This window comes from Rhodococcus sp. 14C212 (genome assembly GCF_011058195.1).
Lineage (GTDB): Bacteria > Actinomycetota > Actinomycetes > Mycobacteriales > Mycobacteriaceae > Rhodococcus > Rhodococcus aetherivorans.
This window is the reverse complement of sequence record NZ_JAALEH010000039.1, coordinates 13,738-28,839: the sequence shown is the minus strand read 5'-3', so window position 1 is coordinate 28,839 and position 15,102 is coordinate 13,738. Positions and strand designations below refer to the sequence as shown.

Below are 15,102 nucleotides of genomic sequence, written 5' to 3'. Positions count from 1 at the left end.
ATCGAATATTGGCATGTTTTGCCGGACGCGGGTATACCGTCGCCGGCACGCCGGACTCCGTGAGGACCGCGATGACCGACTACCAGTACCTGACCTACGAGTCCCTCGACGCGGGCCGAATCGTCCGCATCATGCTCGACCGCCCGAAGCAGCGCAACGCCCAGAACCGGGGCCTGCTCGTCGAACTCGGCGAGGCCTACGCACGCGCGGAGGCCGACGACACGGTGCGCGTGGTCATCCTCGGAGGCCACGGACCAGCCTTCTCGGCCGGGCACGATCTCGGCTCCTCCGACGACGTGCGCGAGCGCGCTCCGGGCTCGGACCAGCACGTCACCTACGCCTGCAACGGCGCCACCTACTCCGAGACAGAGATGCGCCACCACCAGGAGTGGCACTACTACTTCGAGAACACCCGGCGCCGGCGCAGCATTCGCAAGATCACCATCGCGCAGGTGCACGGAGCCGTGTACTCCGCGGCGCTCATGCTGATGTGGAGCTGCGATCTGATCGTCGCAGCCGAGAACACAACGTTCGCGGACGTCGTCGGCACCCGGTTGGGGATGTGCGGCGTCGAGTGTTTCGCCCATCCGTGGGAGTTCGGCCTCCGCAAGACCAAGGAACTGCTCCTGACCGGTGACTGCCTCGACGCGGCCGATGCCCACGCCCTCGGCATGGTCTCGAAGATCTTCCCCGAGAACGAAATCGCCTATTCGACCCTCGCATTCGCGCGCCGGATCGCCCGGATCCCCACCATGGCAGCCCTGCTGATCAAGGAGTCGGTGAACCAGAGCCAGGACGCCGGCGGATTCCAGTCTTCGCTCGACGCGGGCTTCACCCTGCACCAGCTCAATCACGCCCACTGGTCCGCGCTGACCCGTGGTGAAACCTGCATCGGCACGGTCGAGCACGGGCTCGACGACTGGCGTGCGACCCCCGAGATCCGGCGCGCCGACCCTCGCGTGCCCTGACCGCATCTCCCATCCCGATACGACCCATTCGCACCTCGAAAGGCCTTGCCCATGAACGAGACGTCCCCCGCCCGCACCGTGATCGTCACCGGCGGCACCGGCGGCCTCGGCGCCGCGGTCACCGGCCACCTCCTCGACGCCGGCTGGCGACTGGTGGTCCCCTGGTACGTCGATGCCGAACTCGACCGCATCGCTCCGCACCCGAACCTCGAGACGATCCGCGCCGACCTGTCCGACGAGCAGGCCGTCGAGGCGATCGTGGAGTGCGCGACGAAGGACGAGGACCGGCCGCTGTTCGGCGTGGTCAACCTGGTCGGCGGATTCGCTGCCGGCCACCGGGTCCACGAAACACCCCTCGAGGTCCTCGACGCCCAGCTGTCGATCAACCTCAAGATCGCCTACCGCGTCATCCAGGCCGCCCTGCCCGAACTCATCCGCCACGGCGGTGGGTCCGTGGTCTGCATCGGCTCCGCCGCCGCCGTCCGGCCCTTCCCCGGCGCGGCCACCTACGTCGCTTCCAAGGCGGCCGTCTCCGCCCTCGTCCAGGCACTCGCAGTCGAGTACGCCGACGACAACATCCGGGTGAACGGCCTGCTGCCCACCATGATCGACACTCCCGCCAACCGCGCCGCGATGCCCGAGGCCGACCGCTCCACCTGGGCCCGCCCCACCGACATCGCCGAGGTCATCGGTTTCCTGCTCGGTGATTCCTCGCGCGCAGTCAGCGGCGCGTCGATCCCGGTCGTGAACGTTGCAGGCGCAGGCTGACCCTCAGACTTGCGGTGATCCCACCCCGAGGCGATCGGCGGCCGCGGCCAGGGAGTCACGACGCTCTTCCACCGTGTCGCCCTTCCAGACCGAGTCGGCCCAGACCACGAGGTCCTCGATACCGTGGTCGCGGTATCGGCGCAGGTCCGCCGCGTCCGCCGCCTCGACACGCACGTAGCACGGGAACTCGCCCGTCCGACCGAATTCGCGCCGAAGCCTGCGAATCTCGGTCACCATCTCCACCGCCTGCTCGAAGCTCGGCGTGCCGGAGGAGAACCACCCGTCCCCCCGCCGTGCCGCACGGTCCAGGGCTTTCGGTCCGTTGCCGCCGTGGATGACGGGCACATGCACAGGGCGAGGGTGCAGTTGTACCTCGTCGAATCGATAGTGCTCGCCCTCATGGGAGAACGGCCGGCCCGACCACGCCTTCCGCAGGATGGTCACGCACTCGTCGGTTCGCGAGAAGCGTTTGCGGAACGGCACGTCCAGCGCTGCGAACTCCTCCTCGAGCCAACCGGCACCGACCCCGAAGAGCAGGCGACCACCGCTGAGTTCCTGCACGGTGATGGTGGTGCGCGCAGTGTGCAGCGGGTGTCGCAGCGCAGCGACATACACGGCCGTGCCCAGTTTGATGCGGTTCGTGGTCGCGGCCACGGCGGCGTGCACCGCCCACGGATCCGTCAGCTCCGTCGACACATCGACGATGGGTCCCGTGTGGTGCTGCGTCGTCCCCGTGGAAGGGTGGCTGCTGGAGTAGGCGACCGGATGGAGGACGTGCTCCCCCAGCCACAGTGCGTCGAATCCCAGATCGTCGGCGCAGGTCGCCAGTTCGACGAGTTCGGTGGGATTCATTCCGTATGCGCTCAGTCCGACGGAGGCCATGGAGTTCGCCTTTCGTGTGATCGATGGTGAGACGATTCGTCCGCGCGGTGGCCGGTGCCACCGCGCGGACGGGCGTGCCCGAGGGAGGTCAGGCGGGGAGCAGGCCGAGCGCGCGACGGGCGAGGGGCGCGACGAATTCGCCGCGCTGACCCATCCGCGCGTCGGTGGTCTCGCCGCGTACGAACCGTGCGTAGAGCTGCTGCAGAATGACCACGGTCTTCCAGCACCCGAACGCCTCGTACCAGTCGACGCGCGACAGGTCCAGATCGCTGCCGGCCGCGTACCGCGCGACCACCTCCGCCCGCGACGGCAGGTCGAGGCCGTGCATGCCGGGCACGACGATGAACGCCGCGTCCGAGTCCGGATCCACGGTCCGGTCCGGCCAGTAGTTGAGCAGCGTGCCCAGGTCGACCAGCACGTCCCCGGTCGTGGCCATGTCCCAGTCGAACACCGACTTGACCCGGGTCGGGTCGCCGTGCGGGAACTGGCAGTTGTCGACCTTGTAGTCGTTGTGGACGATCCCGGCGCGCTGACTCGCCGGGATCGCCGCACGGATCCGCCGGGTCACCTCGGCCATGAGCGCCCCGGTCTCGGCCGGGGTGTACTCGGCGACGTCGTCCCATCGTGCCGACCAGCCCCGCACCTGGCGCTCGAGGTAGCCCTCGGGCCGGCCGAGGTTCGCCAGGTCGCATGCGGCGGGGTCGACCGCATGCAGGTCCGCGAGCGCGTCGATCACCGCGAAGCCGATCCGCCGCCCGGCGTCGTCGACGCCGGACATCGAGTCGGGCACCGAATCCCACACCACCACGCCGTCGCGATACTCGGAGACGAAGAACTCGGCGCCGACGACACTCTCGTCCGCACAGTGCAGGAGCGCCCGGGGGGCGCGGTCGTACTCGCGGTGCAGGCGGGACAGCACCCGATATTCGCGGGTCATGTCGTGGGCGCCCCGAGCGAGGTGACCGAAGGGCGGGCGGCGGACGACGAGGAGACGGTCGCCGAAGCTCACGCGATAGGTGAGATTCGCCGAGCCGCGGGGGAACTGCAGGACAGAGAACTCCCCGTCGAGGTCGTCGAGGTGCATCCGCAGGTATGCCTCGAGCGCGGCCCAGTCGAGGTCCTCTCCCGTCCGGACCGGCGCGACCTCCGTGCGCGGCTCCTCGACGCTCGAGGCCGACGGCTGCTCGTCGGACACGACCGAGCCCGTCATCACTGGGCTCCCACCGCGGGCAGGCCGAACTTGAGTTCGGCGGCCGTGTCGAGCGCCGGCAGGTGCGTCGTCGGGAACAGGCCCGACGCCGGCGTGGCGTTCTTCAGCAGCTGCTTGGCGATCTGTTGCTTGTGCAGTTCGGTGGCGCCGTCCGCCAGGCCCATGTGGTAGCTCTCGAGCAGCCACTTGCCGAACGGCATCTCCTTCGAGATGCCGAGGGAACCGTGCAGCTGGATCGCCCGGGACACGACGTTGTTGAGCACCTTGGGCATCACCATCTTCACGGCGGAAATGTCGGCAATGACCTTCTTGTAGTCGTCGAGCTCGTCGATCTTCCAGGCTGTCCGCAGGACGAGCAGGCGGAACTGCTCGAGCTCGGCCCACGACTCGGCGATCATGTCCTGCACCAGCTGCATGTCGGCGAGACTCCGGCCGCGCGTCTCGCGAGACACCGCGCGCTCGAGCATCATGTCGAGGGAGGCGCGGACCAACCCCACGGTGCGCATCGCGTGATGGATGCGCCCGCCGCCCAGGCGGGTCTGCGCGACGGCGAAGCCCTCACCCTCCTCGCCGAGCAGGTGGTCGACGGGCACCCGCACATCGGTGTAGCGGATGTAGGCGTGTGTGCCCTCCGCCTCGTTGTGGCCCCACACCCCGACGTTGCGGATGATCTCGATACCCGGGGTGTCCATGGGGACGACGAACATCGACGCGCGCTTCGTCCGCGGGGCGCCGGGATCGGTCACGGCCATCACGATCAGGAAGGACGAGAACCGTGCGTGCGAGGAGAACCACTTCTCACCGTTGATGACGTAGTGGTCGCCGTCCCGGACGGCACGGGTGACGAAGCTGGTCGGATCCGAGCCGCCCTGCGGTTCGGTCATCGAGTAGCAGGACATGATGTCGCCGTCGATGAGGGGACGGAGGTACCGCTCCTTGAGTTCGGGTGTGCCGTAGTGCGCGAGGATCTCGGCGTTGCCGGAGTCCGGTGCCTGGCAGCCGAACACCACGGGGCCGCTGTGGGTCGCGCCGAGGATCTCGTTGAGCAGTGCGAGTTTGAGCTGCCCGTAGCCCGGGCCACCGAGCTTGGGGCCCAGGTGGCACGCCCACAGGCCCTGCGCGCGCACGACGTCCTGCAGGGGCCGGATGAGCTTGTTCCGGGTGGGGTCGGTGACGTCCCATGCGTGCTCGACAACGCGGTCGACCGGGGCGACCTCCTCGTCCACGAACCGCTGCACCCAGTCCAGCTTCTCCCGGAACTGCGGATCGGTCTCGAAATCCCATGCCATATCGGTGGTCTCCTACTCGGAAGGTGAAAGTCGGAATGCGCCGGTCAGCGCGTGAGGACGGTGCAGGCGCTGATGCCCGGCGCGCCGTAGACGTGGGTGAAGCCGACCCTCGGCTCCCCGGGGACCTGCCGGTCCCCTGCCGCGCCACGGAGCTGTACGACGTTCTCGTAGACCTGGCGCAGGCCGGTCGCGCCGATCGGCTCGCCGTTGGCCAGGCAGCCGCCGTCGGTGTTGACCGGGATCGAACCGCCGATCTCGGTGGCACCGGACCGGATGAGGGACTCCTGCTCGCCGTGCTTGCACAGTCCCGTCTCGGCGAGGTGCATGATCTCGGCTCCGGCCTCGGTGTCCTGGATCTGTGCGACGTCGACGTCGCCGGGTTCGATGCCGGCGGCCTCGAATGCAGCGCGGGACGCGGTGACGGTCGGGCCGTCGGCCCGCTCCGGTGACGTCCACGGGCTGAACACCTCGAACGAGCCGAACTCCCGGGACCGCAGTTCCGCAGCATCGAGAAACACCGGGGCATCGGTGTATTCGTGGGCCCGGTCCGCGCGGGCGAGGACGAGCGCCACCCCGCCCTCGGCCGGTGAACAGAACATGTACTGCGTGAGCGGGTCGTTGACCATCGTGGAGCCGGCGATCTGCTCCTCCGTCAACGGTGTGCGGCGCCACGCGTGCGGGGCGAGCGCACCGTTGCGGAAGGCCTTGGCGGCGACCGTCGCGAGCAGCGACTTGGGCAGGTTGTGCTCGACGAGGTAACGCTGGATCTTCATAGCGAAGAACTGGGTGGTGACCATCATGCCGCTCTCGCCGTACCAGCGGCCGATCCCGTTGTCCTCGGGGCGTGCATTGAACGCGCCACGCGGGTGCTTGTCGAACCCGACGACCAGACCCAGATCGGACTCGCCGGAACGGATCCGGCTGACCGCCGAGGTCAGGGCACTGCCACCGGTCGCGCAGCCGTTCTTGACGTTGACGAACGGCAGGCCGGTCAGGCCCAGAGCGGAGACGAGCGTGTCGGCGTTGCCGGCCGAATCGCTGCCCCCGTACGCGAACTGGATATCCCTGAACTCGACACCGGCATCGGCCAGAGCCTGCCGTGCCGCATGCGCGCCCTGTTCGAGCCCGCTGACACCCTCCGTGCGACCGAACCTGTGGATGCCGACACCCACGATCGCGACCTTCATCGTTGCTCCTCACTGCTCGGGGCGAACGCGAACGTGACGATCTCGATGCCGTCCTCGTCCACGTGGTTGACGATCGTGGTCAGCCGCATCGGTATGTCGATCCGCAACGCATCCGCATCGGCGACGGTGAGCCGGGACTCGACGATCACGTCACCGAGGACGACGTAGCCGACGCCGAACGGCTCGAACGGCTCGACGCACACGAACGGGCTCTTCGGGGCAAACGACTGCACCGTGTAGGACCACAAGGTCCCTTCACGCGGCAGTTCGAGGTCCGTCATCGCCTCCTCGCCGCACCGCGGGCAACCGCGCTGGTAGGGGAAGGTGACGGTGCCGCACGACGGGCAGCGGGCGCCGCGCAGCGCGGCCTCGGCGTCGCCGCCGACGAACAGGTCCGGATCGATGGGGCGCCGCGTTGCAGTGGAGGCGCTCATAGCCTGCCTCCGGTCGCGGTGGCCGTGCGTTCGGTGTCGAGTTCCCATACCGGCAGCACCACAGGGTTGCCCGCGGGGTCAGTACCGAGGTTCTCGAATGCGCTGCGCACCGGCGTGCCGGCCGTGACGTCGACGCGTCCGGGCAGGTTGCCGATCAGCCGAACCCCGTCCGCCTCGTCGTCGACGTCGACGACGATCACCGTGTACGGCACCGGGAACAGCGGGTGGACCTGGTGCTCGACGATCGTGTGGGCATAGACGGTGCCCGTGCGGGCGACCGGCTTCCACCGCACCGACGTGCTCGCGCAGTACACACAACGCGGCCGGGGCAGGTGTATGCGGCGGCCGCAGTCCTCGCAGGTCAGGATCGCGAGCTCTCCGTCGGCGGCGGCGTCGAAGAAGCCCTTGCTGCCGCGTTCGGTGACGAGGGGACGCAGCCGGTCCCGGGTAGTGTCCGCCGGTGCGGCGGTGCCGCCGGCGCTCATGCCGACACCAGGATCAGCGCGCTGGCCGCCGGCGGCGGCGCGGAGGTGACGAGGGAGACCCGGGCTCCCTCGACCTGGCTGGTGGAGGTGCCGCGGATCTGCCGCACTCCCTCCACGACGTGGTTCATTCCGTGGATGTATCCCTCGGACATGTGTCCTCCACTCGTATTGATCGGGATCGACCCGCCGAGGTCGATCTGTCCGTCGGCGAGGAAGTCGCCGGTGTCCCCGCGCTTGCAGAAGCCGTAGTCCTCGAGCTGGATCAGCGCCGTGATCGAATAGCAGTCGTAGATCTGTGCGACGTCGACGTCGGCCGGGCCGAGACCGGCCCGCGAGTACAGCGTCTCCTGGCACACCCTCGACGGCAGGGCGGTGATGTCCTCACGCATGAGCGTCGGGTACATGAGGCCCGGCTGCGGGTGCGGACAGGTGGACATCGCGACCGACCGGATCAGGGCCGGAGTCTGCCTCAGGTCCTCGGCCCGTTCGGTGGTGGTGACGACGACCGCGGCGGCACCGTCGGTTTCGAGGCAGTAGTCGTACAGACGCAGCGGCGACGACAGCATGCGCGAGTCGAAGTAGTCGTCGAGCGTCATGGTGCGCTCGTACATCTGCGCAGCCGGATTGGCGTTGGCGCGGCGGCGGGTTACCAGGGCGATCTGGGCGAGCTGCTCGGAGGTCAACCCTGTCTCGGTCATGTAGCGCTGCGCGACCAGAGCGAAGTACTGGCCCGACGACAGCAGGCCGTAGGGCCCGAAGAACTCCTCGAACGTCTCGTTACCGCCGACCTCGGGGGTGGCGACCGGGGACAGACCGAAGCGACGGCCGGAGCGGCCGTTGAGGGAGCGGAACACCACGACGGTGGTTGCCTGTCCGCTCATGATCGCGGCGACGGCCTGCGCGACCATCGCGGCCGGGCCGGAGCCGCCCGGGCCGGCCTCGCCCCAGTAGGTCAGGTTCGGAACGCCCAGTCCGTCGGCCAGGGCCGCACACGAGACCAGGTCCATGTCGTTGCGGACGATGCCGTCGACATCGGCCGGCGTCAGTCCGGCATCGGCGAGGGCGTTCGATGCGGCCTCGACGGCCAGAGCGGTGACCGACACGCCGGAGTCGCGGGAGTACTCCGTCGTGCCGATACCGGCGATCGCGCAGGCATCCCTGCGCCAGGTGGGGTCGGTGGACATAGGCGGTCCTCTGCGTAGCGCTCGCCGGGAAGCGGCGGGCGGATGGGTTCGGTCGTGTTCGGAATGCTCGAGGTCGAGGCCGGATTCCACCGGTCTCGTCAGTTCGCGGTCAGGCCGCCGTCCGCGGCGATCGCGGCTCCGGTCATGAACGAGGCGTCGTCGGAGAGCAGGAACGCGACCACCGACGCCATCTCGCCCGGGTCCGCCGACCGCGCCAGCGCTGTGTTCTCGACGACCCGGCTGCGCGTAGCCTCCGGTTCCGGTCCCTGCAGCGCAGCGGAATTCGCGCGCAGTCCGGTGCTCACCAGACCCGGACACAGGCAGTTGGCCCGGATCCCGCGATCGGCGTACCCCATGGCGACCGAGCGGGTCAGCTGCAGGACACCTCCCTTCGACGCGTCGTAACCGGGGGTGTTCAGATTCGTGGACACGAGGGACGCAACCGATCCGACGGTGACGATCGAACCTCCGCCGGCGTCGAGCAGGTGCGGAATCGTCGCGCGCAGCGGCAGGAAGGTGCCGGTGAGGTTCACCCGCAGGATGCGCTCCCAGTGCTCCAAGTCCATCTCGTGCAGCATCGCGGTGCCGGAGATGCCCGCGCACGTGACCACCCCGTCCAGCCCACCGAATTCGGCGACGGCCACGCCCACGGCTGCGGCGACGGAGGACTCGTCGCCGACATCGCATGCCGAGCCGATCACGGTGCCGCCGGCCGCCCGCACCGCCTCGGCGACCTCCACGGCCGCGCCTTCACGGGCGTCGGTGACCGCGACGGCTGCGCCCTCGGCGGCGAGCCGGTGTGCGACGGCCGCACCGATTCCACTGCCGCCCCCGGTGAGGAACACCCGCCGTCCGGCGAGCCGCCGCGTCAGGTCCGCGGACGTCGTACCGCGGGTTTCGCTGATCGTCACAACCGAACCCCCATGTCGACGGGCAGTGCGACCCCGGTGATGAACTGAGCTTCGTCGGAGGCCAGGAACAGCACCGCGTTGCTCAAGTGGGCCGCTGAAACCCATCCGACACCCATCGGATTGCGATCCTTCGAGCGTTCCCACAGGTCTTCGGGACCGGGATTGTCCAGATCCGGACCGAAGATCCGGAAGGTGGCGTCGTTCAGCAGCATCGGGGTTTCGACGGCGCTCGGATTGACCGTGTTGACCCGGATGCCGTGCGGGCCGAGTTCCGCGGCGAGCGTGCGCATCAGCCCCATGACGCCACTCTTGGAGGCGTTGTAGTGCGCGATGTTGGCGGACCCGAGCATGGCCTGGATCGAGCTCGTGATGACGATCGATCCACCGTGGCCGGCCTCGATCATCGCCGGCACGACCGCCTTGACGGTATGGAACGCGCCGGTGAGGTTGACGTCGAGCATGTCCTGCCACTCGGTGTCGCTGAGCTCCCACGTGGGGCGGAAGCCGACGATGCCGGCGTTGGCGGCGACGATGTCGATGTGGCCGAACTCCGCGAGGGCCTCGTCGACGACCGCGTCGAGTTGCTCCTGGCTGCGCACATCGGCGGTGCGCGCCAGTACACGCCGGCCGGTCGCGGCGACCAAGGCCTCGGTCTCCTTCAATTCGACCTCGGTCGGTAGCGGGTAGGGCACCGAGTCGATCTCGGTGCATGCGTCGAGGATGACGACATCCGCACCCTCCTGCGCGAACCGCAGCGCATGCGACCGGCCCTGGCCCCGGGCTGCGCCCGTGACGAGCGCGACCTTGCCTTCAACTCTTCCCATCAATCCGTCTCCTTCTCGGAAGTACCGTCGTGCGTCCAGTCCTGTTCGAGAGCGCCGCACGACCGGACGCTGTTGCCTGCCGGCGTCACTGGTTGAACAGCTGGCCGAAGCGAAGCTTCAGCGCCTCCAGCGACTCGGGAGTCATCGCCCTCAGGTCCTGCGGAGCCACCGTGTCGATCGTCGTCACCGCCGACGAGACATCGGGCAGCACGGCCGCGTTGCGGAACGAGAGCGCCTCCTGCCCGGACGGAGTGATCATGTAGTTGGCGAGGAGCTGGGCAGCGTTGGGGTGCGGGGCTTTCGCGAGAATCGACGTGTACATCGGGGCGCCCCACACGAGCTTGTCGAACCCGCTGTCGACCGGTGCGCCGTTCTTCTTCTCCACGGTCTGGTCCTGGGCGAATACCGTCGCGGCGATCTCGCCGGACGCGAGGGCCTGCGCGACCGGCAGCGCACCGGGGTAGATCCGCGGCTTCTGCGCGGCGAGCTTCTCGACGAAGCCCTCACCACCGACCTGCTCGAGGTAGCTGCCGTAGAAGTCGACGTGCGCGGTCGACGTCGGCAGCACGATACCGATCTTGCCGTCCGCCAGCGCCGGGTCGAGCAGGTCCTCGTAGCTTTCCAGTCCCACGGGGTACCGGTCGGTGTTCCAGCCGAAGGTCAGCACGGAGGCGCCGGTGACGAAGTCGCCGGACTCGCGTAGCAACGTGTCGGTGTCGTATTCGGAGGCCGCGTCGGTGAAGGCCGGACCGATCGGCTTCACGACACCGCCGGCAGCGGCGAGCTCGACGACCCAGGGAGAGGTGGCCTGGGTGACGATGTCGGCAACCTGATTGCCGGTGTCCGCCTCTGCCCCGACCTTCTGGTGGATGTTCGCATCGACATCACGGACGACGTTCACTCGGATGCCGTAGTCCGCCTCGAAGCGGCGGCCCAGTTCGGCGAGGGCGTCGGCCGCATTCGACGAGTAGATCGTAACCTCGCCCTCCGCCCTGGCGGCCTCGACGACCTGCTGCCAGGCCGAGTCTCCGGCCGGGCCGGTCGCTCCGACGGACTCCGAGGTGATGCGATCGTCACCGCCCCCGCCGCAGGCGGCGAGCATCGTGGACACGACGGCGACGGCGATCACGGCGGTGGCGCGGGTGAGGGAGCACCGGCGACGGACGGTGCGGTCAGGGCGCGAGCGCCGGGAGGGACTGTGCATGCGGGACGACTCCTGTCGAACGGTCGGCACGGCCGACGGTATGGGTCACTGCGTTCCGGCGGTCACCGGTTCGCCACGATCAGGCGGTCGACGTCCGGCCGCCGTCGACCGGGATGATCGCGCCGGTGGTGTAGGTGGAGCCAGGGCCGGCCAGGTACAAGGCGGCACCGACGATCTCGTCCGGATTCCCTGCTCGCTGCAGCGGCAGGGCCTCGAAGATCTCGTTGGCGTAGTCCATGTCCCATGCCTTGCTGATGTCGGTGAGGAACGCACCGGCCATGATCGTGTTGACCCGCACCGTGGGCCCGTACGCCTGGGCGAAGCCCTTGGTGAGGGCGTTCAGTCCCGCCTTCGCCGCGGCATAGGGCAGGTCGTTCGGGGTCGGTCGCTCGGCCGCGATCGAACTGATGTTGATGATCGAGCCACCCGCACCGGCCGCCATCCGCGGCGCGATCAGGGTGGTGAGGCGGAAGGGACCTTTGAGGTTGACGTCGACGACCTTGTCGAACAGGGATTCCGACACCTGGTCCAGGCTCGGGTACAGCGGGGCCATACCGGCATTGTTGACGAGGACGTCGAGGTGGCCGAACTCCTCGTAGACACGATCGACGAGCGGTTCGTGGGCGTCCCAGTCGCCGACGTGGAAGGCCAGCGGAAGAGCCCGGCGACCGGTGGTCTCGGCGACCTCCGCAGCCAGCTTTTCGCAGCTCTCCACCTTGCGGCTGACGATCACCGTGTCCGCACCGGCCCGTGCGAACGCGAGGGTCATCTCCCGCCCGAGGCCACGGCTCCCGCCCGTGACGAGGGCGACCTTCCCTTCCAACGGCAGCGCCTGGTCGGTCATCGTATGGCTCCTTCGGATGTGAGGCCGCCCCGTGGATCGGGGGCAGCGCCGAATTTCGGTAGGTTCGGGGCGGCACCGCAGGGGGCGGTGCCGCCAAGTGCGTGCCGACGGATTCGGGTCGGTCAGTCGCCGGCGCCCGCGGCGAGCGGGACCACGGCCTTCCCGGTGGCGGTGCCGTCCAGCATGCCGAGGAAGGCCTCCCACGCGCCCGCAACACCGTCAGGGAATTCGGTGTGCACTGGCCGAATTCGATTCGAGCGGACGAGACCGGCCATCTCCGACTCGAATTCGTCACGGGCATCGAGATGGTCGCCGAGGAGGAAACCCTCCATGCGCGCGCGCCGCCAGATGAGCTTGAGGAGGTTGCTCGGGCCGGGCTGCGGCGCGGCCGAGTTGTAGATGCTGATCATTCCGCACAGCGCGATGCGGGCGTGGTCGTTGATCACCCGGATCGCCGCCTCGAGATGTTCCCCGCCGACGTTGTCGAAGTACACGTCCACGCCGGGGACATCGAGTTCGGTCATCGCACCGCGCAGAAGATCCTTGATCGGGCCGTCGTGGTGATCGAACGCGGCGTCGGCTCCCAGACTCCTCGTGAGCGCGACCTTCTCGGGGGACCCGGCACTCGCGATCACCGTGGCACCGCGCAATTTCGCGAGCTGGACGACCGTCGATCCGACTGCTCCGGCCGCTGACGAGACGAATACGACATCGCCGGCCGCGACGCGAGCGATCCGCTCGACGCCGACCCATGCCGTCATGCCGGGAATCCCCAACAGTCCCAGGTGCACGGCGGGCGGGAGATCGTCGTGCCGCAGGACACGGCACTCGGAGACCGGGACCAGCGAATGCTCCCGCCAGCCGTGGTCGTGCAGGACGAGAGCACCGACGGGGACGGCGCTGTCGCAGGACTCGGTGACGCGCCCGACGGTCGGGGCGAGCATCGGCTCGCCGATCTCGTAGGGTTCCGCGTAGGTGGCCTCGCCGCCCATGCGCCCACGCATGTACGGCTCGACCGACATCACGAGGTTCGCGACGCGGACTTCGCCGGTCCCGGGAGTGCCGATCGTCGTCGCCACGAGTTCGACGTCGGTGTCCCGTGGCCGGCCGGTCGGCCGGGCACGCAGCACCCACGCGTGCTGTGTCGGATCTGCTGTGCCGGTGAGGTTCACGACGGTCTCGTCCTCCGTATCGGATCGGGAACTGCGAAAGATCTCATGAGCGCCCGGGCCGGAACCCGGAAGAGTCGATCAGGCGACAGCGCAGATCCGGTCGACGAGATCGCGCCGCACGAGCTTGCCGGTCGGCGTCCGTGGCAGCTCGTCGACGAACACGACGTCGTCCGGGGTGCGGGAACCGCGCAGCCGCTCACGACACCAAGTCCGGAACGACTGTGCGTCGTCGTGGATCTCGCCGGTCGGCACGATCACCGCGCAGATCCGCTCGCCCCACTCGTCGTCCGGCACTCCGATCACGGCCACCTCGCGGACCTGGCCGTGATGCACGAGAATGTCCTCGATCTCGGCCGGCGCGATGTTCTCGCCACCCCTGATGATGGTGTCGTCGGCGCGGCCGCCGATGTAGAGGAAGCCGTCCTCGATCCGGGCGCGGTCCCGGGTGGGGAACCAGCCGTCCGCGTCGAGCACGGAACCCTTGCCCATGTACTCGCCACTGACCTGCGCGCCTCGGACCCACAGCAGCCCCGTCTCCCCCTCGGCGAGAACGGTCACGTCGTCGTCGTCCCGGATCTGGGCCTGCATTCCGGGAACGATGCGTCCTGCAGAAGCAAGCCGGCCGCGGAGGGCGGGGTCGGCAAACGCTTCCCGATGGTCCTCCGGACCGAGCACGGCGATCGTCGAACTGGTTTCGGTGAGACCGTAGGCGTTCACGAAGCCGGTGTCGGGGAAGGCCGTCAATGCCTTTTCGAGGACCGGCTGTGGCATGCGGGCTCCGCCGTACGCGAGGGATGCGAGGGACGGTGTGCCGGCGGGCGCGCCGTCGAGGTGCTCCACGATGCGCGCGAGCATCGTCGGCACGACCATCGCGCTCGAGACCTCCTCGTCTCGGACGAGATCGAGCCAGGCCTGGGGTGAGAAGTCGGGCAGATGCACCATCCGGCGGCCGGCGTAGATGTTGCTGAGAACCGCGCCCAGACCCGCGATGTGATACGGCGGGGTGCTGACGAGCGTCGCCTGTTCTTCTCCCGCAGAACCGAATTCGACGGTGTTGAGCAGATACGACAGCAGATGCCGGTGGCGCAGCAACACGCCCTTCGGCGCGGAGGTCGTCCCCGAGGTGAACAGCACGATCGCCGTGTCGTCGTCGGCCGAGCGATCTCCGGCCGCGCGCTCGGCTGTGCGTGCGAGTTCGAGGAACCGATCGGACGTGACGATTCGATGCGAGATCCCGGAGAGCTTGTCGGCGTAGACGTCGTCGGCGACGACGATCGGCCGGTCGAGCCGGTCGATCAGCTCTCGCAACTGGTCGGCGGCGAGCCGGTAGTTCAGGGGAGCGAGCGGGATACCGGCGCGCGCCGAGGCGAACATCAGGACCGGCAGAACGGGGCCGTTCACGCCCACGAAGACGACATGGCGCGCCCCGAGTTTCTCCAGGAGCGTGGCTCCCCTGGCCGCGAGTTCGTCGAGCCGGCCGTAGGTCGTCCCGTCGGACCGACGGCCCATTGCGAGCCGATCGGGTGTAGCCGACGACGCCATGTCCAGGACCATTGCGATGCCCATTTCACCACCTGTCTGCGAGCACTCTCACGACGCGGCGGCCTCATCTGTCCTGCCGGCCGTCGTCTTCTCCGAAGGAAACCGGGAAGTGCTGTACGTCACTTCTCCCTCCGGATGTGAACCATAGCAACTATGGCAATATTTGTGAAGGTAGTAGTGGTTTTGGGTGTCGTGCGA

At 68.6% G+C, this 15,102-nt stretch carries 15 protein-coding genes; 2 read left to right on the top strand and 13 right to left on the bottom strand.

Going from position 1 to position 15,102, the window contains the following annotated elements:
• The first annotated feature begins 71 nt into the window (after nt 1–71).
• Together G6038_RS17670 and G6038_RS17665 are read left to right on the top strand one after the other, a co-directional pair.
• Nucleotides 72–968, top strand: a complete 897-nt coding sequence (locus G6038_RS17670) for an enoyl-CoA hydratase (protein WP_165039112.1) — start codon at nt 72–74, stop codon at nt 966–968.
• Nucleotides 969–1,019: 51 nt separating this feature from the next.
• Nucleotides 1,020–1,736 (top strand): SDR family oxidoreductase, encoded by a 717-nt coding sequence (locus G6038_RS17665; RefSeq protein WP_165039111.1) that lies wholly within the window; start codon nt 1,020–1,022, stop codon nt 1,734–1,736.
• A 3-nt stretch (nt 1,737–1,739) separates the two neighbouring features.
• Here the strand turns inward: G6038_RS17665 and G6038_RS17660 are convergent, their stop codons facing one another.
• The 13 genes from G6038_RS17660 to G6038_RS17600 form a co-directional block, all read right to left on the bottom strand.
• The gene (locus G6038_RS17660; RefSeq protein ID WP_165039110.1) at nt 1,740–2,618 is read right to left on the bottom strand and encodes a TIGR03619 family F420-dependent LLM class oxidoreductase; all 879 of its coding nucleotides are present in this window, start codon (nt 2,616–2,618) and stop codon (nt 1,740–1,742) included.
• An 88-nt stretch (nt 2,619–2,706) separates the two neighbouring features.
• Nucleotides 2,707–3,828 (bottom strand): phosphotransferase family protein, encoded by a 1,122-nt coding sequence (locus tag G6038_RS17655; protein WP_165039109.1) that lies wholly within the window; start codon nt 3,826–3,828, stop codon nt 2,707–2,709.
• The gene (locus G6038_RS17650) at nt 3,828–5,117 is read right to left on the bottom strand and encodes an acyl-CoA dehydrogenase family protein (protein ID WP_165039108.1); all 1,290 of its coding nucleotides are present in this window, start codon (nt 5,115–5,117) and stop codon (nt 3,828–3,830) included. Before G6038_RS17650 ends, G6038_RS17655 begins: the two co-directional genes overlap by 1 nt.
• Before the next feature lie 44 nt (nt 5,118–5,161).
• Nucleotides 5,162–6,304, bottom strand: a complete 1,143-nt coding sequence (locus tag G6038_RS17645; protein ID WP_165039107.1) for a thiolase family protein — start codon at nt 6,302–6,304, stop codon at nt 5,162–5,164.
• A complete protein-coding gene (locus G6038_RS17640; RefSeq protein WP_165039106.1) occupies nt 6,301–6,738 on the bottom strand; it encodes an OB-fold domain-containing protein in 438 nt (145 codons plus the stop codon). Before G6038_RS17640 ends, G6038_RS17645 begins: the two co-directional genes overlap by 4 nt.
• Nucleotides 6,735–7,223, bottom strand: coding sequence for an OB-fold domain-containing protein (locus G6038_RS17635; RefSeq protein ID WP_165039105.1), 489 nt, complete (start codon nt 7,221–7,223; stop codon nt 6,735–6,737). Before G6038_RS17635 ends, G6038_RS17640 begins: the two co-directional genes overlap by 4 nt.
• Nucleotides 7,220–8,407: a lipid-transfer protein gene (locus G6038_RS17630; RefSeq protein WP_165039104.1), complete on the bottom strand. Its 1,188-nt coding sequence runs from the start codon at nt 8,405–8,407 to the stop codon at nt 7,220–7,222. The genes G6038_RS17635 and G6038_RS17630 overlap by 4 nt, the downstream gene beginning before the upstream one ends.
• 98 nt (nt 8,408–8,505) lie before the next feature.
• On the bottom strand, nt 8,506–9,318 hold the full coding sequence (locus tag G6038_RS17625; RefSeq protein ID WP_165039103.1) for an SDR family NAD(P)-dependent oxidoreductase: 813 nt from the start codon (nt 9,316–9,318) through the stop codon (nt 8,506–8,508).
• The gene (locus G6038_RS17620) at nt 9,315–10,142 is read right to left on the bottom strand and encodes a mycofactocin-coupled SDR family oxidoreductase (RefSeq protein ID WP_100055269.1); all 828 of its coding nucleotides are present in this window, start codon (nt 10,140–10,142) and stop codon (nt 9,315–9,317) included. The genes G6038_RS17625 and G6038_RS17620 overlap by 4 nt, the downstream gene beginning before the upstream one ends.
• An 85-nt stretch (nt 10,143–10,227) precedes the next feature.
• Complete coding sequence (locus G6038_RS17615) at nt 10,228–11,346, bottom strand: extracellular solute-binding protein (RefSeq protein WP_165039102.1); 1,119 nt, start codon at nt 11,344–11,346, stop codon at nt 10,228–10,230.
• A 79-nt stretch (nt 11,347–11,425) separates the two neighbouring features.
• Nucleotides 11,426–12,190, bottom strand: coding sequence for a glucose 1-dehydrogenase (locus G6038_RS17610; protein ID WP_165039101.1), 765 nt, complete (start codon nt 12,188–12,190; stop codon nt 11,426–11,428).
• A 122-nt stretch (nt 12,191–12,312) separates the two neighbouring features.
• On the bottom strand, nt 12,313–13,362 hold the full coding sequence (locus tag G6038_RS17605) for an NADP-dependent oxidoreductase (protein ID WP_346772843.1): 1,050 nt from the start codon (nt 13,360–13,362) through the stop codon (nt 12,313–12,315).
• Nucleotides 13,363–13,440: 78 nt separating this feature from the next.
• Nucleotides 13,441–14,928, bottom strand: a complete 1,488-nt coding sequence (locus G6038_RS17600) for a class I adenylate-forming enzyme family protein (protein ID WP_165039100.1) — start codon at nt 14,926–14,928, stop codon at nt 13,441–13,443.
• Nucleotides 14,929–15,102: the final 174 nt, after the last annotated feature.